This window comes from Victivallis vadensis (assembly GCF_003096415.1).
In the GTDB taxonomy this organism is placed as follows: Bacteria; Verrucomicrobiota; Lentisphaeria; order Victivallales; family Victivallaceae; genus Victivallis; species Victivallis vadensis.
Genome location: NZ_QEKH01000027.1, coordinates 1 through 24767, shown reverse-complemented (window position 1 = coordinate 24767; position 24767 = coordinate 1). Strand labels below are relative to the sequence as shown.

The 24767-nt window shown below is 60.9% G+C and carries 19 protein-coding genes and 1 pseudogene; 6 read left to right on the top strand and 14 right to left on the bottom strand.

Translation table 11 applies throughout. The annotated features are described in order from the left end of the window. Positions 1-87: 87 nt before the first annotated feature. On the bottom strand, positions 88-585 hold the full coding sequence (locus C8D82_RS15080; protein WP_133245228.1) for an MFS transporter: 498 nt from the start codon (positions 583-585) through the stop codon (positions 88-90). Next, positions 546-908 (bottom strand): hypothetical protein, encoded by a 363-nt coding sequence (locus C8D82_RS15075; RefSeq protein WP_116885114.1) that lies wholly within the window; start codon positions 906-908, stop codon positions 546-548. Before C8D82_RS15075 ends, C8D82_RS15080 begins: the two co-directional genes overlap by 40 nt. A 434-nt stretch (positions 909-1342) precedes the next feature. Here C8D82_RS15075 and C8D82_RS15070 point away from each other — a divergent pair. Then, positions 1343-1564 (top strand): annotated as a pseudogene (locus C8D82_RS15070) (DUF4434 domain-containing protein); the annotation flags it as partial. 27 nt (positions 1565-1591) lie between these two features. Here C8D82_RS15070 and C8D82_RS15065 read toward each other — a convergent pair. The 5 genes from C8D82_RS15065 to C8D82_RS15045 form a co-directional block, all read right to left on the bottom strand. Further along, the gene (locus C8D82_RS15065; protein WP_116885112.1) at positions 1592-1900 is read right to left on the bottom strand and encodes an Hpt domain-containing protein; all 309 of its coding nucleotides are present in this window, start codon (positions 1898-1900) and stop codon (positions 1592-1594) included. Positions 1901-2036: 136 nt separating this feature from the next. After that, complete coding sequence (locus C8D82_RS15060; RefSeq protein WP_116885111.1) at positions 2037-3524, bottom strand: right-handed parallel beta-helix repeat-containing protein; 1488 nt, start codon at positions 3522-3524, stop codon at positions 2037-2039. Continuing rightward, the gene (locus C8D82_RS15055; RefSeq protein ID WP_116885110.1) at positions 3521-5203 is read right to left on the bottom strand and encodes a right-handed parallel beta-helix repeat-containing protein; all 1683 of its coding nucleotides are present in this window, start codon (positions 5201-5203) and stop codon (positions 3521-3523) included. The genes C8D82_RS15060 and C8D82_RS15055 overlap by 4 nt, the downstream gene beginning before the upstream one ends. Beyond that, positions 5203-5916: a DUF1559 family PulG-like putative transporter gene (locus tag C8D82_RS21655; protein ID WP_116885109.1), complete on the bottom strand. Its 714-nt coding sequence runs from the start codon at positions 5914-5916 to the stop codon at positions 5203-5205. Before C8D82_RS21655 ends, C8D82_RS15055 begins: the two co-directional genes overlap by 1 nt. Positions 5917-6841: 925 nt before the next feature. Next, positions 6842-8221: a family 4 glycosyl hydrolase gene (locus tag C8D82_RS15045; RefSeq protein ID WP_116885108.1), complete on the bottom strand. Its 1380-nt coding sequence runs from the start codon at positions 8219-8221 to the stop codon at positions 6842-6844. A gap of 138 nt (positions 8222-8359) precedes the next feature. Here C8D82_RS15045 and C8D82_RS15040 point away from each other — a divergent pair, with 138 nt between their 5' ends. From C8D82_RS15040 to C8D82_RS15025, 4 genes are all read left to right on the top strand, one after another. Next, positions 8360-9145, top strand: a complete 786-nt coding sequence (locus tag C8D82_RS15040; protein WP_165833108.1) for a helix-turn-helix domain-containing protein — start codon at positions 8360-8362, stop codon at positions 9143-9145. 130 nt (positions 9146-9275) lie between these two features. Then, the gene (locus C8D82_RS15035) at positions 9276-10325 is read left to right on the top strand and encodes a LacI family DNA-binding transcriptional regulator (protein WP_116885106.1); all 1050 of its coding nucleotides are present in this window, start codon (positions 9276-9278) and stop codon (positions 10323-10325) included. Positions 10326-10337: 12 nt separating this feature from the next. Beyond that, a complete protein-coding gene (locus C8D82_RS21650; protein WP_116885105.1) occupies positions 10338-11036 on the top strand; it encodes a type II secretion system protein in 699 nt (232 codons plus the stop codon). 16 nt (positions 11037-11052) lie between these two features. Beyond that, positions 11053-12339, top strand: coding sequence for a glycoside hydrolase family 2 TIM barrel-domain containing protein (locus C8D82_RS15025; protein WP_207776147.1), 1287 nt, complete (start codon positions 11053-11055; stop codon positions 12337-12339). Between the two features lie 389 nt (positions 12340-12728). Here the strand turns inward: C8D82_RS15025 and C8D82_RS15020 are convergent, their stop codons facing one another. The 3 genes from C8D82_RS15020 to C8D82_RS15010 all read right to left on the bottom strand — a co-directional run bounded on the left by C8D82_RS15020 (position 12729) and on the right by C8D82_RS15010 (position 18180). Next, positions 12729-13802 carry a tetratricopeptide repeat protein gene (locus C8D82_RS15020; RefSeq protein ID WP_116885103.1) on the bottom strand — a complete coding sequence of 358 codons (1074 nt, stop codon included), beginning with the start codon at positions 13800-13802 and terminating at the stop codon, positions 12729-12731. 176 nt (positions 13803-13978) lie between these two features. Then, positions 13979-17077: an efflux RND transporter permease subunit gene (locus tag C8D82_RS15015; RefSeq protein ID WP_116885102.1), complete on the bottom strand. Its 3099-nt coding sequence runs from the start codon at positions 17075-17077 to the stop codon at positions 13979-13981. After that, the gene (locus C8D82_RS15010) at positions 17074-18180 is read right to left on the bottom strand and encodes an efflux RND transporter periplasmic adaptor subunit (RefSeq protein ID WP_116885101.1); all 1107 of its coding nucleotides are present in this window, start codon (positions 18178-18180) and stop codon (positions 17074-17076) included. Before C8D82_RS15010 ends, C8D82_RS15015 begins: the two co-directional genes overlap by 4 nt. A 129-nt stretch (positions 18181-18309) precedes the next feature. Between C8D82_RS15010 and C8D82_RS15005 the strand changes: the two genes are divergently transcribed. Further along, on the top strand, positions 18310-19716 hold the full coding sequence (locus tag C8D82_RS15005) for a TolC family protein (protein ID WP_165833107.1): 1407 nt from the start codon (positions 18310-18312) through the stop codon (positions 19714-19716). Between the two features lie 25 nt (positions 19717-19741). On the opposite strand, the gene C8D82_RS15000 is transcribed toward C8D82_RS15005, so the two are convergent. Genes C8D82_RS15000 through C8D82_RS14985 form a run of 4 tightly spaced genes read right to left on the bottom strand, consistent with a single transcriptional unit; the run spans position 19742 to position 24559 of the window. Next, positions 19742-20689, bottom strand: a complete 948-nt coding sequence (locus tag C8D82_RS15000) for a glycoside hydrolase family 130 protein (RefSeq protein ID WP_116885099.1) — start codon at positions 20687-20689, stop codon at positions 19742-19744. A gap of 11 nt (positions 20690-20700) precedes the next feature. After that, positions 20701-21405, bottom strand: coding sequence for a DUF1559 family PulG-like putative transporter (locus C8D82_RS14995; RefSeq protein ID WP_116885098.1), 705 nt, complete (start codon positions 21403-21405; stop codon positions 20701-20703). 21 nt (positions 21406-21426) lie between these two features. After that, positions 21427-23478: a hypothetical protein gene (locus tag C8D82_RS14990; protein WP_116885097.1), complete on the bottom strand. Its 2052-nt coding sequence runs from the start codon at positions 23476-23478 to the stop codon at positions 21427-21429. Positions 23479-23536: 58 nt separating this feature from the next. Then, positions 23537-24559, bottom strand: coding sequence for a LacI family DNA-binding transcriptional regulator (locus C8D82_RS14985; protein WP_116885096.1), 1023 nt, complete (start codon positions 24557-24559; stop codon positions 23537-23539). Positions 24560-24767 lie beyond the last annotated feature (208 nt).

Genomic DNA, 24767 nt, shown 5'->3' with positions numbered 1-24767 from the left:
GGCATCGGGAGATTTCGCTCCCTTGGAGCGAGCAGGGGCGAAGCGCCCTTGTCGCTGCGATCAGCAGCGAAATCCCGATCCGTGAATTCACAGGGAACTGTGTTTTTTCTCCAGGGCGGCTTTGACTTCCGCCATCCGGGCGGCATTGAGTTTGTAGCCGCACATCAGCAATGTTGCGACCACCATGCCGGAAGCAGGGACCACGACCGCGAGAATGCGCATCAGGAAAACGGTTCCGTCCGGCTGATCCGCGCCGAACCGGACTTCGAAACCGGTGCAGACCAGCAGCAGCCCGGAGAGCGCCGGCGCGACGGTCAGCCCGACTTTGGTGAACCAGCCGTAAATCGCGCCGAACATCGCCTCGCGCCGGGCGTCGTGTTCGAGTTCGTCCACGTCGCACACGTCGGCCAGCATCGAATCGCACAACATCAATACGCAACTGATTCCGGGGCCGTACAGCACCGACGGGATCACCTGCAGCGCGGCCAGCGAGGAGAGCTTCCACAGCGTGCCGCTCAACCCGATATAGACTGATGCGTCCTTTCTCACGCCGCTGAAGATATCGTATTTCCGGCGGCCTCCCACGGCTGATCCGCGAAGTTCAGCCACACCTTGCTGCCGTCCGCAAACTCCTCGCAGAACCGCCGGATCTCCTTTTTCGGCAGCAACGCCGCTTCACCGGAGGTCAGCGCGCGGCCGGCCGGGGCATAATAGACGATACCGGTCACCGGCTGACCGCTCAAACGTTTCACCAGCCGCCGCTTCTGGTAGTAATTGGTCGCGGCGGGCATGATCTCATGCTTGATCTTGTCGTCCATTGTCGGCGCGACCTCCAGCAAAGAGTACAGCGCATATTCCGGCGCGGACAGCGGGCAGTTCCGCCAGCCGGCCACGTAGCCGCGCTCCACCGCTCGAAATATCCCGCACCATGATAAATTGCCAGCGGCCGGATCTTCAGCAGCAGGAAATCCAGTATCAGGCCCGAATTACGGCTCGCCTGTCCCACCATCGAATCGACGTTGCCGCTGTGAATCCAGCTGGTCAGCGCATAGGATTCGCCGAAAACCGGGCCGCCGTAGATTTCGCGCGCCATCCGCCACAGCCGGTTGGTCGGCACCAGCGTTCCGCGCATCATCCCCGCTCCCGGCACGCCGGGGCGGAAATCCACCCGCCACCACGGCAAATGGGTGCTGTGTATGTCGGAAACAGCCGCCGGAAACGACTTCGGCCCTGATCCGCTTCATCACCGGTTCGGCGTACTTGCGGATTTTCGACGGCGCCAGCTCCTTCGCATCGGCCCACGCGTTCTGCGGCTGGCCGTTCTCCTTGAGCAGCAGGCCGCATTCAATGCTGGAGCAATATCGAGAGCTTTGACCGCGACATGCCCTGGCGCTTCCCGCCGATCAAATGGGAAAAATTCCTGTGGAAGCTCGAATCCGCCGCAGCAGCAGGAATCACCGAAGGAATCACCTTCGAGTTTTCACACTTCATGAGTCCGAACAGCATGTATCCTTCCGCCGCCGCACTCTACCGGCGCTACCGCGAATATTGCGGCCTGCAATAACCTCATTCAAGCGTATCGGCCCCGGCATCAGAGAGCGGAAATCGCACCTTCGATCTCTTCAACCAATCCGGAACCGGCGGCGACATCTCCGGCCTCTCCGGCCTCCTGGAGCTTCAAGCCGAGCACACGCACCGGCTCGGCGCCGATATTGGCGGAAAACCCTTTGATGGTATGGCCGATACGACGCATTTCCGCCGCGTCGGAGGCCTCGATTGCGGCATGTGCTTTGCCGATATATTCGGTTATGGTCGAGCGGTAATCGTCGATCAGCTCGCCGGCGAACTCTTCATCCAGTCCCATGTTGTCACGGATATAAGCGACAATCATCTCTTTCATTGAAACCCCCCTTCCGGTTCAAAGGACGGGAACAGCTTCCGCCCGAGACCGGACGACTGAAGATGTTCTCATTGATAATCGCTAATATATCCCGCCCGGCGGTGTTTTTCAAGGTTGACGGAAAAATCCCGGCGTGTCACCTCCGTCCATCCGCCGGAAACGACACGCCGGCAGGGGAAGTCTCCACATGCAGGTATTTTGCGTAACTTCTCCAGACACTCTCCGGCAGCGCCGCGCCGACGCGCCGTTCTTCCCCGGCGGCGTTCTTCCGCCGCACCGCCCGGGGCAGTTCCGCCTCCAGCCGTCCCGCCGGCTTTCCGTCATACCACTGCGAATTGACATCGAAGCTGCCGGGAACTTCGCCCGGCAAAAGCAGCTTTCCCGCCACCCGGAAGCCCCTGTCGCCGAAGTACAAATTACCGCTGAGCATCACGCGTTTTTCCATTCCGGCGGGAATATCCATCAATGCGGTCCCCATTCCGCCGATCAGCGAATGCTCGATGCTCAGCGTGCCGCGGTTGTCCTCCGCTCCCCGGTTCAGGATTCCGGCGTTCAGCAGCGTGCACTGCCGGAACGACGCCGAACCGTGCCGCAGGAACATCAGCGGCACGGCGTCTCCGTTTCCGATGATCACGCAGTTGTCGAAGAACATCCGCGAATCGTTGTTCTGCCACACCTGTTCGAACGGCCGGTTGTGCACGACGAGGCAGCTTGAATAGGTGTGGGCACTGTGGTCGTTCGCCGCCACGCCGCCCTCAAAGACATTGTTCATAAAGACGCAGCGCGCATAGCTCGAATTGGACCAGTGCACGTCGCAGCTTCCCGAACTCGCGCACCGCACCGCGACGCAATCCTCGTACAGCACGACGCTGGTGCCGTGGCACGAAAAGCCCTGCCCGCAGTTGTCGATCGCCACACAGTTGCGGTAATGCACTCCGCGCGGGTCGCCTGCCGCGTCGAAACCGTCATTCCAAGACAGGATCACCGTGAAATTTTCCACCCGGACATGATCCGCCAGCACGTAAAAACCGGCATTGGCGGGCAGTTCCACGGTCAGCTCCGCGATCGTTCTTCCCTCCGGCGGCCTGAAAAAGAGCTTGCGCTGCCTGCGGCTCCACCAGAAACCTCCGGGTGTTTTCTCCATTTCGGCGCGCGTCAGGCAGTTGGCCGCCGCCTTGCCGTCCACGAAGAAAATCCGGCTCTCCGGCAGCCAGTAATCCTGCTTCGCATAATGCTTGTACATATTGCTCATCGGCCAGAAGGGCAGTTCGTACACGCCGTTCCCGGCCTCCTTCCAGCGGTCGGCGGGGACCGCGGACAATCCGGAAATCACCGCCCCGTTGCCGTCGATCACCATCGGTTGCTCCGCCGTACCGCCGAGCCGGATATCCAGGCTTCTGCCGACCGCTCCCGGATAGGGGCGGCGGTAGGGCTTGCCGCCGTTCGGGGCGACTTCCAGCCGGTCGGAACGCTTCAGCAGCGCCAGCCCCCTTTCGATCGACGCGACCGGCCGTTCCGCCGAACCGTCGTTGGCGTCGTCCCCTTTGACATTGTCCACATGGACCGTCGCCGCCGTCAGGCCGGCAGCGGCGAAAAGAGCCAGAATCCCGGCGATATGTTTCACGGTTTCACCTCGTTGTTTTCGATCGTGGAGTCTTTTGAACCGAATTGTCCGATGGGCTGTTTTTCATAGCGGATGCCGTAATTGCCGCCGATATCCGGGTTGTTTCCCCAATTCACGCCGGAAATCACATTGCCGCGCACCGTCGCACCGTCGGAAGCCAGCAGGTAGATTCCGGCGAGCGAACAGTTCCCGATGCGGTTGTTTTCGATCACGACGTTGCGGTTGCCCGGATAAAACGGGGCCTTGCCGCCCTCGTTGCGCACGAACGTGCAGATCGCGCCGAGCGAGTAGCCGAACCGCGAATACGCCGAGCCGCCGAGGTCGACCGATTCGATCCGGTTGTTGCGGACCGTGACGCCGTTCACCCAACCGCCCTCCTGCCAGTAGGCGTATTCGGGACCGATCGAAATCGCACTGCTTTCCAGCCGTTCGATGCGGTTGTTTTCAATCAGGCCGCAGTACGCCATGATCCGCAGGCCGCGGGCGCGGTGGTCGTGAAAATAGTTGTTCCGGATCACGAAGCCGGGTGAATTGATCGCCGGGAAGTCAACCAGCGTCCCCGGCTCCGGCAGCGGCCCGTCCACCGTAATGCGGTAGGTGATGTAGTCGGGAATTTCCGCCGCCATATAAACCTGCTTCAGGTCGAGGCCGGGAACATCCTCCGCGATTTCCACCTTGCGCACCTTCGCCGTGCCGAGCACAGCGAAATTCTCCTTCGCCAGCAGCCGCACCTCGTCGCCGGGCAGGATCAGTTCCGTATATTCGGAGGGGCGGTAGCCGATCACCGCCAGAAAACTCTCCTTCTCGCGGCGCACCACCCGCAGCGGCGAACCGTGCAGATTCACCGAATCGTCGCCGATGAATTCGATTTCGCAATTCTCGATCAGCGGCCCCTGCCGGGAAGTCGCGTAATTGATGCCGTCCGCCGACAGCGACAGCAGCCGCGCTTCGGCCGCCCCGGCAGGCATCGGTCCGCGGATCATCCGGCAGTTGCGGATTTCGTGCCGCCCTCTGGTGCGCCGCGCGAAGATGCCGCCGCCCGGCGACGAATAAAAGGTCAGGTTCTCGAACTTCAGCAAGTCGGACATGCCGCGGATCTTCATGATGCAGCCGGGGCGGTAGTTCAGCACCACGAAGTCGCCGACCTCCAGATTGGGCTGAAGCTGCGCCATCAGCAACTCCCCCTCATCCGGCGAAACGGCGCGGTTGCGTTCGCAATGGCTCCAGACTGCGTCATACTTCATCGTGCGGCTTTTGCGGTCGAACAGTTGCGGATGCGGCACCAGATAGCGTTTCTCCAGCCGGGGATAGCCGTCGTGCAGCCGGTAGCGGACCACCTTTTTCCCGCGGTCGATCGCGGTGACCGTCCCCTGCGTGAACGGCAGCGGATCGTAGTCCACCGCAAAATCCCGCATCGTCACATTGCTGCAACCGTTCAGGAAAAAGAGATCGGAGAGGTTGGTACAGACCAATTTCGTATCGCGCCCCCCCCGGATGGTCAGGTCCCGGAACTCCCTGCCCAGCTCCACCATTCCCCGGCAGCGCACTTCGCCGTCGGGCAGCACGATCTCCCGTTCCCCCGCGCGGTAACGGCTGCGGATAAAATTTCCCAGATCGAACTCCGCCGCTCCCAGCGACAGTGCGGCGACCGCCGCGACCACCATACTCGTCCACCTCATTACGGCACCTCCGGTCTCATCACGAGTTCATATTGCGTCATCCCCTTGCGGATCGGCTTCACGCTGCCGTCCATCATCGCGACATTCTTATAGCCGGAGTGCCGGAAGTCGGCCAGCACGGTCGTGTTGTCCTCGAACTGTCCCCGGTCGACCACATGGATTTCGCTCTCCTTCTTCTCCGCCGGAGAATCGAGTTTGTAGCCGCAATCCATCAGGAAATAGACCCGCGACGGCGCGAAGCCCGGCACCCGCGCATCCGGCATCGCCGCGTACACATTGGAGTAAACCTGTCTGGTCTTGGTCATTTTCAGATTGGTGGTCGCCAGATAAAAGCTGTTCGGCGCGTAGCTGAAGGTATTGGGGCCGCGGTCGCTCTGGGCCGGACAGAGCCACGGTTTGCCTGCCATGAATTCGTGCATGTCGTCCCACGATTCAAACGGAACCGCCGTTTTCCCCAGATACGGCCGCAGGGTCGGAGCCATATATTGTTCATTGAAGCCGATCGTCGCCGAAGTCGTCCGGCCCGGACAGAAATATTCGTAATCCGACGCATACAGCGTCTGCGCCGTGAAAATCTGTTTGAGATTGTTGATGCAGGTCGCCGCATATCCCCGCGCCCGCGCCTGATTCAGCGCCGGCAGCAGCATCGAAGCCAGAATCGCGATGATCGCTATGACAACGAGCAGCTCAATAAGGGTAAATTTCCGCCGCATAATCTCCGGTATGTCAAGCGGGCGGGTGTGTTTTTCTTGTTGCATTTGCTTTCCCTTTAGCTCATTACGCATTTTACCTCCGCTGTAAGTCGGTCGTTTTTCTTTTAAAGGCCATTACAGGCAACAACTCAAATGTCATATTTCCTTGTCCGGCCCGATGTCGGCCGATATCAACCTTGGAGTGCGAAGATTTATCTCCGCTCTCAAGTCGCGCGTGATCATGCAGTCACTCATACGTTTAGCTACCTTTCCATGCCATTACAGGCCACAAACTGGGTGCCGGTCATTTGCGGATGGCTCCGGAGGGCCTTTTCAAGGCCTGCCCGCCTGCGGCGTGCACGATCGCCCGTCCGGACCTCCCCGCTCGCCTCTGGACTCCCGCTGACTTGCGAAGCACTCCCGTTCGCGGGCGCGGCTTCGCCGCTTACTTGCCGGGCTGCGCCCGTCAACTCCTCAACATTCGCTGCGCTCACTACGCCGGAGGGGCTTCGCTCACTACGTTCGGCGTCGTCACTATCGTTCCTCGTTACTTGCTGCCGCAAGTAATGCCCTCACATTCGTTCGCGGCGCTGACCGCGCTTGTTGTGCGCCGCGTAAAAGGCGGCATAACCTTACTTATGTACCGAGTAAATGGCCACTTGGCCTACTATACTGCATAAATGGCTTTGCAGACCAACCAATACCTGCCAGTGCCAGCCGCCGCGCGACCCCGAAGGGCGTAGAGCGCGCACCCGGCAGCGGCACCTTGCCGCCAGACGCCGCGGACCCCGAAGGGTGTAGAGCGCGCACTCGGCAGCGGCACCTTGCCGCCAGACGCCGCGGACCCCGAAGGGTGTAGAGCGCGCACTCGGCAGGCACCTTGCCGCCTGCTTAACATACTGTGCAGTATGCGGAATGTCACGCGCCCGGGCCCCTTTCCCCGTTCCTAAAACCAACGCCTGTCAAGGTGGTCGCGTTCCGCCTCCAGCAGTTCCGCCATAATATGTTTCGCATCGCTCAGGTTGTTCACCAGCGGATCCGTCGCCAGCGCCCGCAGCAGAATCCGCCGGTCGCAGCTCACCGCCGCCTCCACCGTCAGTTCGTGCGTATCCAGCACCTGCTGGGTCAGCCCCAGCAGGCCGCGCGGCATATCCCCGACCGGGCGCGGACGCGGCCCCTTCATGTCAAGGTCGCACAGCAGTTCCAGGAACGCATCGTCCGGCAGGTTGCCGACCGCTCCCTGGTTCGGCGAATTGATGTAAAACTTCTTGCCGAGGTTGCCCCACATCGATTCGATGATGTCCGTGGCGTGGTCGCCGCGTCCCTTCGCGAAAAATTCCCCGATCGGAGTGGTTCCGTCCGCGATCTTCTCCGTCTCGCTCCACGCTTCGGCCATCTCCTCAGCCCGGTTGTAGCCGTCGAAACAGACGATCGGCTCCGGCGTGACCGGCGTGACTCCGTAGCCCTGATAGAACGGCACATACTCCTTGGTATGGCTCACCGCCGTCGGAAACGCGCCGTACAGATCCATCAGTTCCAGCGCGTAATTCATATTGAGGCGCGGCTTCGCCTTGGAGGTCGGGCGCGTTTCGTATTCGCGCTTCGCCTCCCGCTCCACGAAACTGCGCAGCACCGGCATGTAGTCTTTGCCGTCGTAGAAGCAGCGCAGAATCCAGGTGCAGTGATTGACTCCGGCGATCTGCAGGTCGAATTTCTCATCCACCTCCGGCGGAGCCGCCTGCGTCCCCTCCGGCAGGATGCCGAGCTGGCGCAGGTACATCGCCCGCACATAGGGCATGTGGTTGCCGTCGCACAGCGCGAAGCTCTTCACATCGGCGGCGTGGCGCATCAGCGCAATGCCCATCACCGAAGTCGGATTGATGAAGTTGATCAGCCACGCTTCCGGCGCAAGGCGGCGCACATCGTCCGCGATCCGCAGGATTTCCGGCAGCTCCCGCAGCGCCCGGAAGATGCCGCCGGGACCGATCGTGTCGCTCGAACACATCGTAACGCCGTACTTCTTTGAAATGCGCGTGTCGAGTTCCCGGTAGTAGGCGTTGCGATATGAGAACGAAAGCACCACGAAGTCCGCTCCCTTCATCACCTCCAGCCGGTCGGTCGAACCCTCCAGCGTCAGCGGCGCCCCCGCAGCTTCCTTGGCCCGGCGGGCGATTTTCATCATCGTCTCCAGCACCGCCGGATCGGTGTCGACCAGCGCCAGCGTGCCGTTCCGCAGGATCGGGCTGGTAATCATGTTGTAAATGACCGGCTTCCCGAAAAAGTAGCTTCCCGCTCCCAGTACCACAACCTTCGGTCCTCTGTCCATATTCCGTAGCTCTCCTTGATTTTTTTGGAATTTCCTGATCCCTGTATGGATAATTTTACCACAAACCATTTGAAATCCCAAGGGTAAGGATGTATTATGTTTCGTAATTCTGTCGCATCATTCAGGAAAAAGAGAAAAATGGAACTCTACCGACCGTATTCGACCGGAACCATTCACGCCCCAGTCCGCGTCCGTTCGACCGGGCACTACACAGTGCCGAAGGGATGGAGCGACCCGCCGCTGGTCAAGCCGATCCTCGAACTCTACTGGTGCGTCTCCGGCTGCGGCAGATTCGGCTCCGGGGCTTCCGGCTGGCTGCTGAATGAAAATCAGGTCTGCTTCTACTTTCCCGGCGACCGTCACGAGATCACCGCCGAATCCGCGTCGTTCGATTACTGGTGGCTGACCATCGATGGTCCGAATGTTCCCTTCCTGATCGACAGCTTTCGGCTGGAACGCCCTTCCCGCCCCGTTGCCCCCTGTCCGGAAGAGCTGTTCCTGAAACTCGCCCGCGAAATACGCGATCTCGGCCGCGACGGCGAATACCGCGCCGGCGCCACCGCCTACGAAATCCTGACCCGCGCGATGCTGCCGCCCTCCGGCGAAGAGAGCGGCCTTATCCTGCGCTTCAAGCAGCTGGTCGAAGAACGTTACGACGATCCCGCCTTGTCGGTACGGAGTCTGAGCGCGGCCCTCGGCGTCCACCGCTCCACCCTGACCCGGCTGGTCACCCGCCACTGCGGCATGCCGCCACAGGAGTACCTGACCGGTTTCCGGCTTCAGATCGCGATGCAAATGCTCCATGAAAGCGCCGTTTCCGTCAAGGAGATCGCCGAAGCCACCGGATTCAGCGATCAGAACTATTTCGGCAAAGTTTTTCTGAAGCGTCTCGGCAAAACACCTACCCAGATGCGCCGTCTCTGATCCGCATTTTGATCCGCATTTTCGCAATTTTTTTCAATTCTCCTATTGACATCCGTTCCTGAATGTGGTATAATTAAACTAAGCGGTTAGCTAACCATTCCAAAACAGTTCAACCAACAAGAAGGAAATCATGTCCAATCCGGTTCGCCTGATCGACATCGCGCAGTTGGCGGGAGTGTCGAAGGTTACAGTCTCGAAGGTGTTGAATCCAAGCCCGGGCAATCACACCAAAGTCAGTGAGGCTACGGCGGAGAAGATCCGCAAAGTCGCCGAATCGCTGAACTACCGGCCGAACCTCGCCGCGCGGCAACTGGCGGGCGGCTGGAGCAAGCTGCTCGGCGTGCTGATCGATGCAAACAGTGCCCCCGGCGAACTTCAGCGCGTCTCGTTTGCCGCCCGCGCCGCGGAACAACACGGCTACCGCTTGGTGATCGGCCAGTGTCATAACGACCTCGCCAACATCCGCGCCTATCTGGACGACTTCGCGTCGCGCGGTGCGGACGGAGTCATCATCCACTCCAACGCCTTTCCCGGCCTGAACGCCGACATCCTGAAAGCCGCCGCCAAGCTCAGCCATGTGATCTATTATGACCAGCCGGTCTGTGATGACGGCACGTTGGATTTCATACACGTGGATTTCGGCGATGGCGTCCGGCAGCTGGTGGACCATCTGTACGGGCGCGGACGGCGCAGGCTCGTCTATTTCGCCCCCTATCTCCGGTTCCCCTGCGGCAAGCACCGTTCCCAGCGCGAACGCGAACAGGGATTCACGGAGGGAATGAAAGCGCACGGCCTGCCGTTCGATCCCGATTTCGCATATCGTTATTTATACGACGAGATGCCTCCGGTGCCGGAACTGGTCGGGGCCGCCGCACAAATGATTCGCATCGAACGTCCCGACGCAGTGATCGCCCGCAACGACGACTATGCTGCAATCGTGTTGCGTGCTCTGTGGAAGCTCGGGATGCGCTGTCCGGACGACGTGGCGGTGGCCGGTTACGACAACCTGCAATTTTCCGAATACCTGACTCCCGCCCTGACCACAGTCGACAACGAACTGGCAGAAACCTCCCGCCTGATCGTCGACTCTCTGATCGGCCGGATCGAAAAGAAACTCCCTCCGGAACAACCCGTCCGTCTTTACCGTTCTCCCAAACTGATCATACGCGAAACCACCTAGGAGAAGACCATCATGAAAAAATATTTCACACTGATTGAATTGTTAATTGCAATTGCGATGATCGCAATTCTCGCCTCCATGCTGCTGCCCGCGCTGAACAAGGCGCGGGACCGGGCTGCCCAGACCGCCTGTCTCGGCAATCTGCGGCAATTGAGCGTGATGGTGTTGCAGTACGCCGATCAGTCCAACGGACACGCTCCGACCAACGAACCCTCTAAAAGCGGCGGGCAGTGGTACGGTATGAACTATCTGAACAAGCTCGAAAAAGGCGGTCTGCTGAACCTCGGCATCGGTTACTCCAAGGGGAAATGGGAAGCGGCCAACTATTACCGGTGCGGTTTCGTGCGGTGTACGAAGAGTCCCCTCTATCTGACGGATACCCGCGTGATCGAGGAGAATACCTATCACTCTTCCACCTACTGCATCAACGACGCCGTCGCCGGCAACATGGCCAAAGTACCCGGCATCGAAAAGTACAATAAACTCAGCAACATCCCCAAGCCGTCACGCTGGCTGCTGCTGGCGGAACGCAACAAAAACGACGGTCACTACTTCCGCTACACCACCAATTTCGGCGGTTCCTATACGCCCTATTATCCGCATGGGAACGGAATCGGTATGTTTTCCTTCACCGATGGACACATCCGCTCCATTTCCTATGCGCAGTTCCAGCGTGAACTGAAAAACAAAGAAATTTTCAAATATGAATGACCGAAGGAGTCTGACCATGAAAATTCTGTTATCGGGCATCGCCGCCCTGTTGTGCATCACCGCCGCCGCCGCGCCGGTCAGGCTGGAACAGGATGCGTCGGGAAACTGGCGGCTGTTCGCCGACGGCAAACCGTTTCAGGTCCGCGGCGTCGGCCGGTTCGACCAGCCGGAGCTGGCCCGGCGGTGCGGCGTGAATACGTTGCGCACCTACAGCAGCAATGATCCGGAGCGGGCGCTCCGGGAGATGGATGCGGCGCAGCGGAGCGGTTTCAAGGTAATCCGCGGAATCTGGCTTCAGCGCGAAAGCAAGAATTTCAGCTACAAGAATCCGGTCCACCTTCAGGAACAGCGGGAAAATATTCGCCGACAGGTTCGGGCGCTGCGTCACCATCCTGCGTTGCTCTGCTGGGGGCTCGGCAACGAAGCCGAAGGCCCCCGTACCACGGAGCTGCATCCGGAGTACTGGAAGGAATTGAATATACTCGCCGGAATCCTCAAAGAGGAAGATCCCGACCATCCGGTGATGAATGTAATCGCCGGCAACGCAGTCTGGAAGATGAAAGCGATCAAAGAGCTTGCTCCCGCCATCGACATCATCGGCATCAACACCTACGCCGGAGCCGTGATTTCGGCAAAACGGCTCGACGAAGCCGGCTGGCAGGGGCCGTGGATGCTGACCGAATTCGGGCCGCGCGGCCATTGGGAAGTGCCGCAAACCGCCTGGGGAGTTCCGCTCGAACCGGGCGGCAAAGCCAAAGCCGACAACTACGAGCGCGGTTACCGCGCCGCCGTCGCCGATGCGAAACGCTGTCTCGGCATGATCGCCTTCGTCTGGTCAAGCAAACAGGAAGTCACCGGTACCTGGTACGGCATGTTCCTCGAAACCGGCGAGAAAACCCCGGCTGTCGACCGGATCGCCAAGCTTTACTCCGGGAAACCGCTGCCGAACCGGAGTCCGAATATCGACCGGATCGTCTGCGGTCTGGACCGGAAGAAGGTCGCTCCCGGCCAGACCTTTCAGGCACGGGCGTTTATCATCGATCCGGAAAACGATCCGGTCACCTGTGAGTGGAAAGTAATCCGCGAAAGTGGCGTGAAGTGGGCTGAAGGCAACCGCGAACCGGTTCCGCCGACCATCGAAGGTTGTTTTCCGGCCGGAAACACCGGCGGCGAAGTCACGGTTGTTACTCCGGAAAAACCGGGAGCCTACCGTCTCTTCCTCTTTGTCCGCGACGGTCAGGGCGGCGGCACCTCCTGCAATCTCCCCTTCCTCGTGGAACAAAATGATAAAAAGAAGATCTGAACACTCCCCCCCAAAGCAGCCACGCCACGTTCGCGTGCAGAAGTCTCCACGGGCAACGTGCCGGTGTGTATGCTTGCCTCCCGACACGAAGCGTCCTTGGAGTGTGGAGATGAATCTCCGCACTCCAAAGTTGTAATGAAACCGCCGGAAGTGAGTCGCGGGGAAGCCATGCCGCATTCGCGGCAGGCGGGTCTGCCCGCCCTAACGGGCGGCAGACCTTGTGCGCTATGCGCACAAAGTGTCTCCGACGGCCAACGCTTTCGCCGTTGGATCACGACCGGCAACGTGCCGGTGCGGAGTTCTGCCGATAGACCAAATAAACTTATAGATAACGACCGGGGGGGCGCCACCGGCCACCGGAGGCAATGTTCCGGGCGGGGGGACAATGGTTATTCGGTCAGGTGGACCAGTGAGAATTTGCGGCCGCTCCGGGCAGCGTGTTTTTTCCAGAATTCGCTTTTGTCCGGATTCGGGGAGGTGCCGATTCCTTTCCGGTAGCAAAGCGCGAGCATGTTCATCGCGTCGGCGGAACCACCGTCGGCGGCCTTCCGAAAGGACTGAAACGCCAGTTTAGCATTTTTCGCAGTGCCGGTTCCCTGAAAGTAACACATTCCGACCAGATAGTCGGCGGCGGGTGAACGGCGAACGAGGCTCAACTGCCGGAAGGCTTCGGCGGGATCGGCCTGGGTGCCGATGCCGCGCAGGTACATCACGCCGATCAGCAGCCGGGCTTCGTTGTGGTAGGAGTCGGCGGCGTTTCGGAAGCAGCGGAACGCCTCTTCGCGGTTCTTTTCCACTCCTTTGCCGGTCAGGCAACAGAGGCCGAGCGAGAAGTAGCCCAGGCCGCGGCAGAGCCGGGATTCGCTTTGGATGCTTTTCCGGAAGAGTTCGACCGCCTTGGCGTAATCCTTGGTCGTTCCCTTGCCGTGATAGTAGCAGCGGCCCAGATAGTACTGGCCGAGGGAAAGCCCGGCATTGGCGGCTTTGGAGTAGTATTCGAAAGCCAGCTTCGGATTTTTTTCCACGCCGGTGCCGTTTTCATAGCAGAAACCGACCGACATCAGCGCGTCGGCGTTGCCTTGTTCCGCGGCTTTGCGGAAGCATTCGAGCGCCCTGGCGTAATCCTGCGGGGTTCCCAGACCGACATAATGACAGTTCCCGAGGCGGAAGAGCGCTTCGGTATGTCCCTGTTTGGCGGCCTGCTCGTATGCCTCGCGCGCTTTGGCGGGTTCCTTCGGAGTGCCGAAACCGAATTCATAGCAGTGGCCAAGCCGGTATTGGGCGTCGGCGTTGCCGCGTGCGGCAGCCTGCTTAAAAAACGGAAACGCGGCCTCCCGGTCCTGTACGGAACCGTTGAGTCCTTCAAAAAGATTCAGGCCGAGCCGGTACTCCTGCTGCCCCGGTTCTTCCGCCGGAAGCTGCAGTGTGCCGCACAAAATCGCAAGTATGAAAAAGAAACGCATGATCCACCTTTGTTTTCAGAAAAAACAGCACGGGGAAAGAGGCGATGCAACCGGGATGGTGAAACTTCTCCGGAATTTCCGGCGGTACTGTTTCTCTTTTCTCCAGCTTAGTATAGCAGGGAAGTTGTGAACTTGCAAAGAAAAATAAAAATTTTTTCAATGGCGGCGGGAACCGGTCAGCCGCCGGCTCCCCTTCGACAGATCCGATAGAACACCGGCACCAGAAACACGCCGAAAAGCACCGCACAGGTCATGCCGCCCACCACCGCCGCGCCGATCGAACGCTGGCTCGCCGCCCCCGGTCCGGATGCATACAGCAGCGGCAGCGTCCCAAGCACGAAAGCGGCCCCGGTCATCACGATCGCGCGGAACCGCAGCTTGGCGGCTTCCACCGCCGCCGCGGAAGCATCGGCTCCTTCCCGGCTGCGCTGCAACGCGAAATCCACGATCAGGATCGAACTTTTGCAGGACATCGCAAACAGCAGCACCACGCCGATCTGCGTGTAGATGTTGTCGGCGATCCCGGTCAGCATCAGCAGCGCGGCCGCGCCGAGCAGCGACGGAAACACCGCGAGGATCACCGAAAACGGCAGCACCCAGCTCTCATACAGCGCCGCCAAAAAGAGATAGATGAACAGCAGCGCCAGCGCGAAAACCGGCAGCGCCTGATTGCCCGCGAGCTTCTGCTGGTAGGACATGTCGGTCCAGGCGTGATCGATGCCGGGCGGCAGCGTCCGCGCGGCGATCGCTTCAAGTTCGGACATCGCTTCGCCGGAACTGACGCCCGGCGCCGGACTGCCCTGCAGTTCCGCCGACAGAAAGAGGTTGTAGCGGCTCAGGAATTCCGGCGCGGTATGGAGCGAGAGCCTGATCAGTGAATCCAGCGGCACCATCGTATTGCCGGAACCGGGCACGTGGAGGCGGCGGATCTTCTCCATGGTATCGCGCGCCCCCGGTTCGGCCTGAAGCTCCACCTTGTACACCTGTCCGAAGCGGTTGAAGTCATTGATGTAGTTGACGCCGAGCGTGCCTTCCAGCGTCGAGTAGATCGACTGCAGATCCACGCCGAGCCGCAGGGCCTTTTCCCGGTCGATCTCCAGTTTCAGGTAGGGGCAGTTCAGGTTGAAGGTGGTGAAGACATTGGTGAATTTCGGATTTGCCATCACCTCTTCCAGCATCGCATCAAGCGCCGCGCCGAGCGCGTCGGGATCGGAGCCGGCGGTGTTTTCCAGCACGAAATTGAAACCGCCCGCCGTGCCGATTCCGGGAATCGGCGGCGGCTCGAACACCATCGTGAACGCCTCCGGCACCAGAAACGAAGCCCGCTCCGCCTCCCTGACCAGCTTCGCGGCGGAGAGGCCGCGCTTCAGCCTCCGGTCCCACGGTTCGAGCACCACCACCAGGAACGCGTTGTTCGCGGCGGGGGTGCGGTTCAGGATATTGAAGCCGGGAGCGGCCAATACGTCGCGCACGCCGGGCAGCTTTTTGAAGATAGCCGAAAGCTCCGCGACCTTCTCCTCAGTCCGCTCCAGCGAGGAACCGGGCGGCAGCCGGATTCCGGCGAAGAACACCCCCTGATCCTCCTCCGGGATGAAGCCGCCGGGAACCCGGTGGAACGTCCATACCGCCGCTCCCGTCAGCACGAGGTAGACCGCCAGCACCGGCAAAAACCGCCGCACCGCGGCGGCAACGCCGCCGCCGTAGCGCTTCGAGATCGCGCCGAAGCCCGCATTGAACCAGCGGAACAGGAAGAACCGGCTTTCAACCATATCCGGCTTCAGCAGCAGCGCCGCCAGCGCCGGACTCAGCGTCAGCGCGTTCACCGCCGACAGCAGCACCGCAGTCGAGATGGTCACGCCGAACTGCCGGTAAAGCTCGCCGGTGATGCCGGAGAGAAAGCAGATCGGCACGAACATCGCCAGCAGCACCAGAGTGGTCGCGATGATCGCGCCGGTGATCTGCCGCATCGACCTTGAGGCGGCTTCCCGGGGGGCGAGTTTCTCTTCGACCATCAGCCGGTGCACGTTTTCGATCACGATGATCGCGTCGTCCACCACAATCCCGATCGCCAGCACAAGGCCGAAAAGAGTCACCATGTTGATCGAATATCCGAGCAGCCGCAGCCCGGCGAAAGTGCCGAGGATGCTGACCGGGATCGCCAGCGTCGGCACCAGCGCCATGCGCCAGTTCTGCAGGAAAAGCAGCGTGACCAGCGCGACCAGCACGACGGCGGTCGCCAGCGTGACCGCCACATCGCGGACCGAAGCGCGGATGAACTCGGTCGAATCATACTGAAAGCCGCACGCGAGGTCGGGTGGAAACGATTGCGACAGCTCGGCGATCGCGGCGCGGCACGCATCCGAAATCGCGATGCCGTTCGCGTCGCTCTGCTGGTAGACCAGCAGCATCACGGCGGGCTGGTTGTTCAGTGAGGCGGCGGTGGAGTAGCTTTCGCCGCCGAGCTCGATCCGGGCGACGTCGCCGAGCCTGACCTGCGGACCGCCGGGTGTGCTGCGCACCACGATGTCGCGGAACTGCGCCGGATCTGTCAGGCGTCCCCGGGTGCGCACCGTGTATTTCAACGGTTCGCCGGGCAGGTTCGGAGCCGCACCGACGGCGCCGGAGGAGACCAGCAGGTTCTGATTCTGCACCGCCCGCACCACTTCGCTGACCGGCAGGTTCATCGCGGCGAGCTTGTCGGTGTCCAGCCAGAAGCGCATCGCGTAGTCGCTGCCGCCGAAAATCTGGATGTTCGCGACTCCCGGAATCCGGCTCAGCCGTTTTTTCAGCTGGATCGTCGCGTAGTTGCTCAGGAACAGCGTATCATAGCTGCGGTTCGGCGAGTAGAGGGTCATCGCCATTAAGATATTGCCGGACTGTTCCTGCACGATCACGCCCTCGCGCTGCACGGTTTCGGGCAGCTGCGGCAGCGCCCAGTTCACCCGGTCCTGCGTATCCTGCGTGTTGGCGCGGCCGTCGGAGCCGATCCGGAAGGTCGCGGTGATGCTGACCGAACCGGAGTTGGAACCGGTCGAGGAGAGGTAGATCAGGTCGCGCACGCCGTTGACCTGCGTTTCGATCGGCTCGATCACGCTGTCGAGCAGCTCCTGCGCGCTCGCTCCGGGGTAGGTGGTGGTGATGCTGACCTGCGGCGGCGTCACATTCGGATACTGTGCGACCGGCAGCGCGAAGATCGCCAGTGCTCCCACCAGCGAAATCACGATCGCGATCACGACCGCGAGGTAAGGATGGTCGATGAAAGTATCCGAATTCATCGCGTGGCCTCCCCGAGTACACGGACCGGAACGCCGGGCCGCAGCAGCGGATTCCCGGCGGCGACGGCCCGGTCGCCCGGTTTCAGGCCGGACTTTGCGATAAAGAGGTTGCCGAGCCGTGCGCCGAGTTCCACCGGGCGGACCGCGAGCCGGCTGTCCGGACCGACCACGTAGACGAAGGTCTGCGTCTGGTTATAGTGCAACGCGGCCGGATCGACCAGCGCGACCGGTTCCGTTGCGGGTTCCTCCAGCCGCACCCGCACGAATTCGCCGGGCACCAGCAGCCGGGCGGCGTTGGGGAACCGGGCCTGCAGCCGGATCGACGCGGTTTCGGGATCCATCCGGTTCTCCCAGAAGGAGATTTTGCCGGCCTCCGGATAGAGAGTGCCGTCCCTTTGCAGCACCCGCACGATAAGCTCCGGCGCTTTGCCCTGCTGCAGTTCGGCGGTCAGCTTCGGCAGCGCGAAAGCGTCACTGACTGAAAATTCCACCCGGACCGGGTCGATCTGGGCCAGTGTCGCCAGCGTGCCGGAGGGGGCCTGAAGGTAATTGCCGACATCTTTGGAGGTCAGGCCGATCCAACCGTCGAACGGGGCGGTGATCCGGGTGTAGGAGTAATTCAGCTTCGCCTGTCTGAGTTCCGCCTCGGCGGCCAGTACGGCGGCTTCGGCTTCGAGTTTGGCGGCTTTCGCGGAGTCGAAGCGGTCCGGCGACGCGATCTTTTCCCCGTAGAGCTGCTGAATACGGCCGAATTCCGATGCGGCGTTGTCGCGGCGCGCCTTCATCATATCGAGTTGCGCCTGCGCATTTTCCTGCGCAATCCGGTATTGGGCGGGTTCGATCAGGTAAAGCAGCTCGCCCTTTTTCACGAAGCTCCCCTCCCGGAACGGTCGTTCCTGCAGAAAACCGCTGATCCGGGCCACCAGGTCGACGGTGCGGAAAGGCTTCACCTGCGCCACCGCCTCATAGGAAGGACGGTAGTTCCCCGAAGTGACCGGCAGCACCCTGACCGGCATCGGCGTTTCGCTCTTCGGCGTTTCCGCCGGACGGTCGCAGCCGGCGGCCAGCAGCAAAACCGCAGCCGTAAAAATTTCAATTCTCATAATCGTTTCTCCTCTTATCTATAAAAATAGCTTTAAAATGATTTTTATCAACTTTGATTGGATAAATATAATATTCAAAAGTTGATAAAATTCCAAAATCGAGTATCGTAAAAGAGAGGAGAAATGATTATGAAAACTTGCTGTCTGCTTTATGCCGCGGCGGGAGCCGTGCTGCTGGGGGGCTGTCTGCCGAAGCCGGTTTCCACACTGGTGGACCAGACCAGCTTCACGCTGCGGGAGAAGGAACCGGCCGATGAAATGTTCCACAGCATCGATGAACTGAGCCGGGAGGAGGCGGTCCGGATCGCCCTGAAGAACAATCCGACCTATCTGGAGGCGGGACAGTCGATCACCGCCGCCCGGATGCGGCTCTACCAGGCGCTCGGCGGCTATTCGCCGGTGATTTCGGCGGCCACCGCGGTCGGCGACCAGCTCTACGACAGCTCCGGCGCGCCGGAACTGGAGTCGGGCAATGCGTTCTACTCCTATACGATGGTGCAGGCGAGCTTCCTGATCTTCGACGGACTGGCGCGGGAGTTCCAGGTGGAGGCGGCGCGCCACAGCCTCGCCGGCGAGGAAGCATTGCAGGAAAACGCCCGGCGGCTGTTGACGCAGGCGGTTTCCAATGCGTTCGACGACATTCTGCTCGCCGCAGCGCAGCGGAAGATCGCCGATTCCGACTTTGAATTTCAGAGTAAAATGCTGGAGGACACCCGCTTACGGGAAAAGGCCGGAACCGCGAACCGCAGCGATGTGCTGAATTTCGCCGGCAGGCGCAACCGCGCCGCCGCCCGGCAGGTCACCGCCTCCTATCAGCATGAGGTCGGCCGCTATGTACTGGCGGTGCTGCTCGGCTACCCGGACGGCACGCTGCCGGAGGGACTGAAGTTCACGCAGGAAAAGCCGGACGAAGCCGCGCCGCTGCCGGTCGGCGCGGCACTGGACGCCGCCCTCGCGAACCGTCCCGATCTGAAGAACTTCCGCGAACAGCTCCGCGTCAGCGAATACCAGCTCTACAGCCGCTACAGTGCCTTTTCGCCGCGGATTTCGGCGTTCGCGAACTACAGCTACAGTTCCAATTCGACCCGCAACAGCGGCAACAATCCGAACGGATTCGCGAATTTCTATGTGGAGGGCAACTCCTTCAACTACGGCGCAATGGCGGAGTTGACGATTTTCAACGGTCTGATCCGCTACAACCGGCTGCGCGAGAGCCGGGCACAGCTGGCGATCATGCAGTACAAAGGCGCGGAGGCGTGGTTACGCATCGTCGCCGACGTACGCAACGCCCACGCGAACGTACAGCACAACCGCGAACTCGCCGCACTGAACCGCGAAAACCGCGACATCATGCGCGAACAACGCGACCTGGTCGCCAAATCCTATCTGGCGGGTGAAGCCGAGATCACCCGGCTCAATGAAGCGCAGAATAATTTCGTGGCCGCCGAGGAGGAGTATGTACAGTCACTGGTGAACCTCTCCAAAGCCCGCGCCCAGCTGGCCGCCGCTGTCGGCGGAGTTCATTCAATACAATGAATGATCCGTTTCCGCCGCCCGGAAGTCACCGGGATTTGAAAAACCGTTCGGCGGTCGGATTGCCGGTTTTGCAGGCGGCAACCAGATCGTCGAGACGGGCGGTGGCGAGCCCGACGCAGGTGTCGGCGGCTCCGTAATAGATTTTGACGGTGCCGTCCGGCTCTGGGATCGCGTTGCAGGTGAAGGTCACGTTGGCAACCCGTCCGAGCATTTCATAAGGCGACTCCGGCCACAACACCGGCAGGCCGCCCCGGGCGATGATCCGGGCGGGGTTTTCGAGGTCGAGGAGCATGACGCCGAGCCGGTAGATATAGCCGTTGCAGGTGCGGTCGACGCCGTGATAGACGGCGAGCCAGCCTTCGGGGGTGCGGATCGGGACGGCTCCGCCGCCGATCTTGTGGGAGTCCCAGCAGCCGGGGCGGGGAACCATCAGAATCTGCGAATCGCTCCAGGTGGAGAGGTCGTCGGAATAGCTGATGCACATATCCGAAGGTTCGCATTCGTCGTCGCCCATCGGACGGTCGAAGCGGACGTAACGGCCCCGGATCTTTTCCGGGAACAGTACGGAATTGCGGTTGTTCCGGCCGGTTTCGGCCTGTTCGACGCGGTCGAAGCGGATGAAGTCACGCGTCCTGACCATGCCGGTGCGCACGCCGAAGCCGGGGCGCTGGCTCGCGTAGAGGATCAGGTATTCGCCGTCGATTTCAGTGATGCGCGGGTCGTAGATGCACGCTTCGGGAATACCGTCGGAAAACCCGGGCCACTGTACGGGAGCCGGATCGGGCGTGAAATGAATCCCGTCTTTGCTCCGCGCCAGCCAGAACACGATCGGCGTGGCGGCGGTCGCGGCGTCGGCCATCAGCAGATATTCGCCGTTGAACTTCACCGCGCCGGGGTTGAATACATACATGATATCATCGGGAAACGCAGCCGCCGTCAGCACGGGGTTGCCGGAAAATTTTTGAAACAGCATGACCGGAATCCTCAATCTTTCCAGAAGTAGCCCGCTTTGTCGGCGGCGTTTTTGTTGAGCGGAATTTCCAGCCGGCGCATCGCAACGACGTGGCCGTCGGCGAACAGGATGTTCGCTCCCTGATTGCCGAGGTGCCGCCAGGCGCCGCCGGCGGAAACCATATTGCCGTATTTGGGATCGGCGTTATCCTCCCGGGCGTCGGCGCGCGGGTACGGCCAGCTGCCGCGCTGGTCGGTGTCGAAAACCGTCGCCCGGCGGCTGGGCGACTTGATCTTGCTGGTCTTGGTCGGCCAGCCCCAGATCGTCGCGAAACGCGAATTGATCGCATAGTGGCAGGTCTTGGCGGAGAGATCGTACGGCGACTCCGAACTCGGACAGCCGAAGATGCCGATCGGCTTGCGGATGTTGCTGGTCAGCTTTTCCAGATGGCACTGATCGGCAAGGGCAACATTGGGCTGGTAGTAGGGCATCAGCATATCCTGCCATTTACCCTTGTCCTTGCCGCCGTCAAGATTTCCGTAGGCCTGCGGAGAAATGCTGTTGTACTGGTCGAGGTACAATTGCATATAAGTACCGATCTGCTTGAGATTGTTGGTGCATTTGATGTCGCGCGCCTTATCGCGCGCTTTGTTCAGCGCCGGAAGCAGCATCGCCGCGAGAATCGCTATAATCGCTATCACGACGAGCAGCTCAATCAAGGTAAAAAAGCGTTTCATGGTTCTCTCCTTTATCTATGATTACGGAAGCAATTCAAGTTCAAACCGGGTCATTGAGTGGGGTGGAAACGTCCAGTCGAAACCGTCGGGGCGGACCGGGACGGCGCGCCGGGCCGGAGTGAAATAATCAATGCTCTCCGGCTTCTCCTGATACAGCTCGAAGCCCGTGCCGGATTTCAGCCGTCCGCCGGTCACGGCAACCGGCACGGTCATCGGCCTCTCCGGGTCTTTGTTGAATACGATCAGATGCAGCGTGCGCCCGTCTGCGGATTTTCCGGCCAGCGCGGCCAATGCGGGATAGGCCGGTTCGGTCGGGGAGTGGAACTCCTCCGCGACAAGATTGCGGATCTCAAGTTTGCCGGAGAGACCGGAGGGACGCTCCACCCGCAGCAGCAGTTCCGTGGAGGGACAGGCCGGCAGCGCGGGCAGTTCGAACCAATACTCATGGAATTTCCCGTCCGCGGCGATCGGGTCGGAGGCGCTCGCCGAATTGGTCACATTCCAGCCGCGGGTGTCGGCGAGACCGAGCGCGACCGTGCCGCGCCCTTTGCCTTCGGGGGTGAACCGGGCTTCAAACCGGAGCTTCGTCTTGTAACCGGTGCCGAACGGCGACTCCTGCGGGCGCGGCAGTACCGCGAACGGCAGGTAGCTTTCCCGGTTCACCTCATCCAGCCGGAAAGTCAGCGCGTTCTTTCCCGCCGCCGCCGGCTTGATCCGGTACTTCGGGAGGTATTTGCCGAAGTCGAAACGGAAGGTATCACGAGATGCAAACCGGCGCTCCGGCTGCGGCCGGTCGCCCCGGGACTCCCAGAGTCCGCCCAGCGGAGCGGCGGCGAGGCGCGGGTTGTCCGCGACGACCGCCTCCACCAGTTGCCTGCCGCCGAACTTGCCCCACTCCTCGAAGAATGGCAAAGTCGCATAACGGCGGGTCACCTCCCCGGATTCGTCGGGAGTCCTGAACAGCCCCCATGCGCCGTTCAGCAGATGCCAGTAGTTGGCGAAAAGCATATTCTCCTGCTGCCACAGGCGGATCTCGTCGGCGCACATCAGCCCCGCCATAAAGCTGAACCGGTGGGGGAAAGGTTTGCTTTTACTGGAACCCACATTGTATTCAGTGACGGCGGTCGGCAGGTCGCGCCCGGCCAGTTCCCGGATATTCCTGCGGTAACAGCCGATCCGGGCGGCAAGCTGGTCGGGATAGGCCAGCACGGCGCGCAGCGCCTCCTCCGGCCCGGAATTCAGGATGGCCGGCCCGTAGAAGTGGAGCACCACGTAGTCGGCAACCGCACCGGCTCCGGCCAGCACCTTCCGGTTCCACTCGCAATCCCAGTTGATGCCGCTGCCGGGAGCCATCACGATGCCGAGTTTTACGGAGGGATCGGCCCGGCGGATCGCGGCGGCGGATTTCACCGCGTAGTCGGCGTACTCCTCCGGCGTGAATTTCCGGCGCGGAACACCGTTGTGGTTGCCGTGACCGGACTCGTTGCCGAGTTCAAAGTATCTGACGCCGTAAGGCTCCGGGTGTCCCCAGAGCGCGCGCTTCTGCGCCCAGGGGTGTTCCGGGGTGGCGGGAGCGTTCAGGTATTCGACGAACTCCGCGAAATGGGCGGGCAGTTCCGCGGCGGGCAGCGCGTAGTCGGTCAGCGTGATCACCGGCTCCTGATTCAGCCGGCGGCACAGTTCGAGGAACTGATCGACGCCGAATTTCCACTGCGGCCGCTCCGAAAGCGGCCCGACCGCATCCTTCCAGTTGAAATTATGCACGAGACATCCGCCTGGATAGCGCAACATGCCGGAATTCAGCGATTCGGCCAGTCCGAACGAACCGTCGGCCGGCTGCTGTGCAGTCGGATTCCAGAGCCCCTGACCGTACTTGACGCCCTGAAGCGGCCACTTGGCGGCGCCGACCGGGGGGCCGAAGATGCCGCGGGTGTCCGCCGCCTCCAGATTCTGGCCGAGAATCAGCGGATTGAAGCGGCCGGTTTCACGGGAGAGATCGATTTGCAGGGTCGCCGCTGCAAGCCGCGTGAACAGCAGCACGGCTCCGAGAATAAGACTGATACGCACAAGCATAAATATTTTCCTTACTTTGAAGATGTTGCAACCACCCGCCCGGCGGCTGATCTTGGATTCATTCATTCCGTTTGGCGACGCTGGAGCGGGCGACCAGTGAGCAGTTGAGCACCTCGTGCTCGGGGACGGCAAGGCCGCGGATCAGGTTGATCAGCATCCGGACCGCCGTCTCGCCGAGTTCGCGGGTCGGCTGCCGGATCGCGCTGACCGGCACCGGCATATACAGCAACTCGTTGTTCTCCTCGAACGACAGCAGCGACAGCTCCTCCGGCACCCGGATCCCGACCGCCGCCGCCCCCGCGATCAGCTTCTGCGACATCAGGCTGTTGGTGGAAAAAAGCGCGGTCGGCCGTTCCTGCATATTCGCAAGCGCGGAGATCACGCCGGAAACCGAATCATTCAGCGAACGGTATTCGCGAATCATCACCTGCTCCGGCGCTCCCCCCAGTTCCCGAAGTGTTTCGAGGAAACCGGCGGTACGCTGCGCCTGGCAGATGTCGCTGCGGCTCATGGTCACGATGCCGAAGCGGCGATGGCCCCGGCTCCACAGATAGTTGGCCGCGTCGCGTCCTGCCGAAACGTTGTCGGCGCAGACGCTGTAACGCAATCCGGTTTCGGCCAGATTGCCGATGCAGACCACCGGGATCGGCAGTTTCGCGAGCTGTTCCGAAACCGTATAGAGCATATCGAATTCCGGGATCAGCAGCCCCTTCAGCCGGTGCTCCCGGACCAGGCTTTCGATGTAATCGATGCTCAACCGCTTCGAACTCAACGCGATAAACTGTGCGGAAAAATCTTCGGCGGTCAGCGTCTCCATAATCGCGGTGGCCAGCGTCGCGTTGTAGCTGGAATTCAGGAAATCGCGGTAGGCGAACATCACGATTCCGACACTCTCCGGCGCCGCGCTTTCAAAACCGGTCAGCACCGGCCCGGCGGACCGCAGCTCCTCGATGGCCCGCCGGACGGTTTCGACCGTCGTGGAGCGGTGGCAGTGTTTTCCGCTCAGGATGCGCGAGACCGTCGCGGTGCTGACGCGGGCCCGGTCGGCCACTTCCTTGATGGTGGTATGTTCCAGAATCACAATTCTTCTCTCCGTGTCTTATGGAATCAGGTTCACACTTTTATTATGACCGAAAATTACAGGGATGTCAACATTTTTTCCGGAAAAACGGAACAGCTTTTTTACAAAAGTTTGTTATTGTCCCAAATTTTGTGAAACACACTTGTAGTTTCCAACGCCGATAACGACGTTGCCGATAATTTGCATACGTTTTTGCCAGTAGTCCTCC

Coding starts and splice junctions, on each gene's coding strand:
- C8D82_RS15065 (WP_116885112.1), bottom strand. CDS start 1,900: ATGAAAGAGATGATTGTCGCTTATATCCGTGACAACATGGGACTGGAT.
- C8D82_RS15055 (WP_116885110.1), bottom strand. CDS start 5,203: ATGAGGTGGACGAGTATGGTGGTCGCGGCGGTCGCCGCACTGTCGCTG.
- C8D82_RS21655 (WP_116885109.1), bottom strand. CDS start 5,916: ATGCGGCGGAAATTTACCCTTATTGAGCTGCTCGTTGTCATAGCGATC.
- C8D82_RS15045 (WP_116885108.1), bottom strand. CDS start 8,221: ATGGACAGAGGACCGAAGGTTGTGGTACTGGGAGCGGGAAGCTACTTT.
- C8D82_RS15040 (WP_165833108.1), top strand. CDS start 8,360: ATGGAACTCTACCGACCGTATTCGACCGGAACCATTCACGCCCCAGTC.
- C8D82_RS15035 (WP_116885106.1), top strand. CDS start 9,276: ATGTCCAATCCGGTTCGCCTGATCGACATCGCGCAGTTGGCGGGAGTG.
- C8D82_RS21650 (WP_116885105.1), top strand. CDS start 10,338: ATGAAAAAATATTTCACACTGATTGAATTGTTAATTGCAATTGCGATG.
- C8D82_RS15025 (WP_207776147.1), top strand. CDS start 11,053: ATGAAAATTCTGTTATCGGGCATCGCCGCCCTGTTGTGCATCACCGCC.
- C8D82_RS15020 (WP_116885103.1), bottom strand. CDS start 13,802: ATGCGTTTCTTTTTCATACTTGCGATTTTGTGCGGCACACTGCAGCTT.
- C8D82_RS15015 (WP_116885102.1), bottom strand. CDS start 17,077: ATGAATTCGGATACTTTCATCGACCATCCTTACCTCGCGGTCGTGATC.
- C8D82_RS15010 (WP_116885101.1), bottom strand. CDS start 18,180: ATGAGAATTGAAATTTTTACGGCTGCGGTTTTGCTGCTGGCCGCCGGC.
- C8D82_RS15005 (WP_165833107.1), top strand. CDS start 18,310: ATGAAAACTTGCTGTCTGCTTTATGCCGCGGCGGGAGCCGTGCTGCTG.
- C8D82_RS15000 (WP_116885099.1), bottom strand. CDS start 20,689: ATGCTGTTTCAAAAATTTTCCGGCAACCCCGTGCTGACGGCGGCTGCG.
- C8D82_RS14995 (WP_116885098.1), bottom strand. CDS start 21,405: ATGAAACGCTTTTTTACCTTGATTGAGCTGCTCGTCGTGATAGCGATT.
- C8D82_RS14990 (WP_116885097.1), bottom strand. CDS start 23,478: ATGCTTGTGCGTATCAGTCTTATTCTCGGAGCCGTGCTGCTGTTCACG.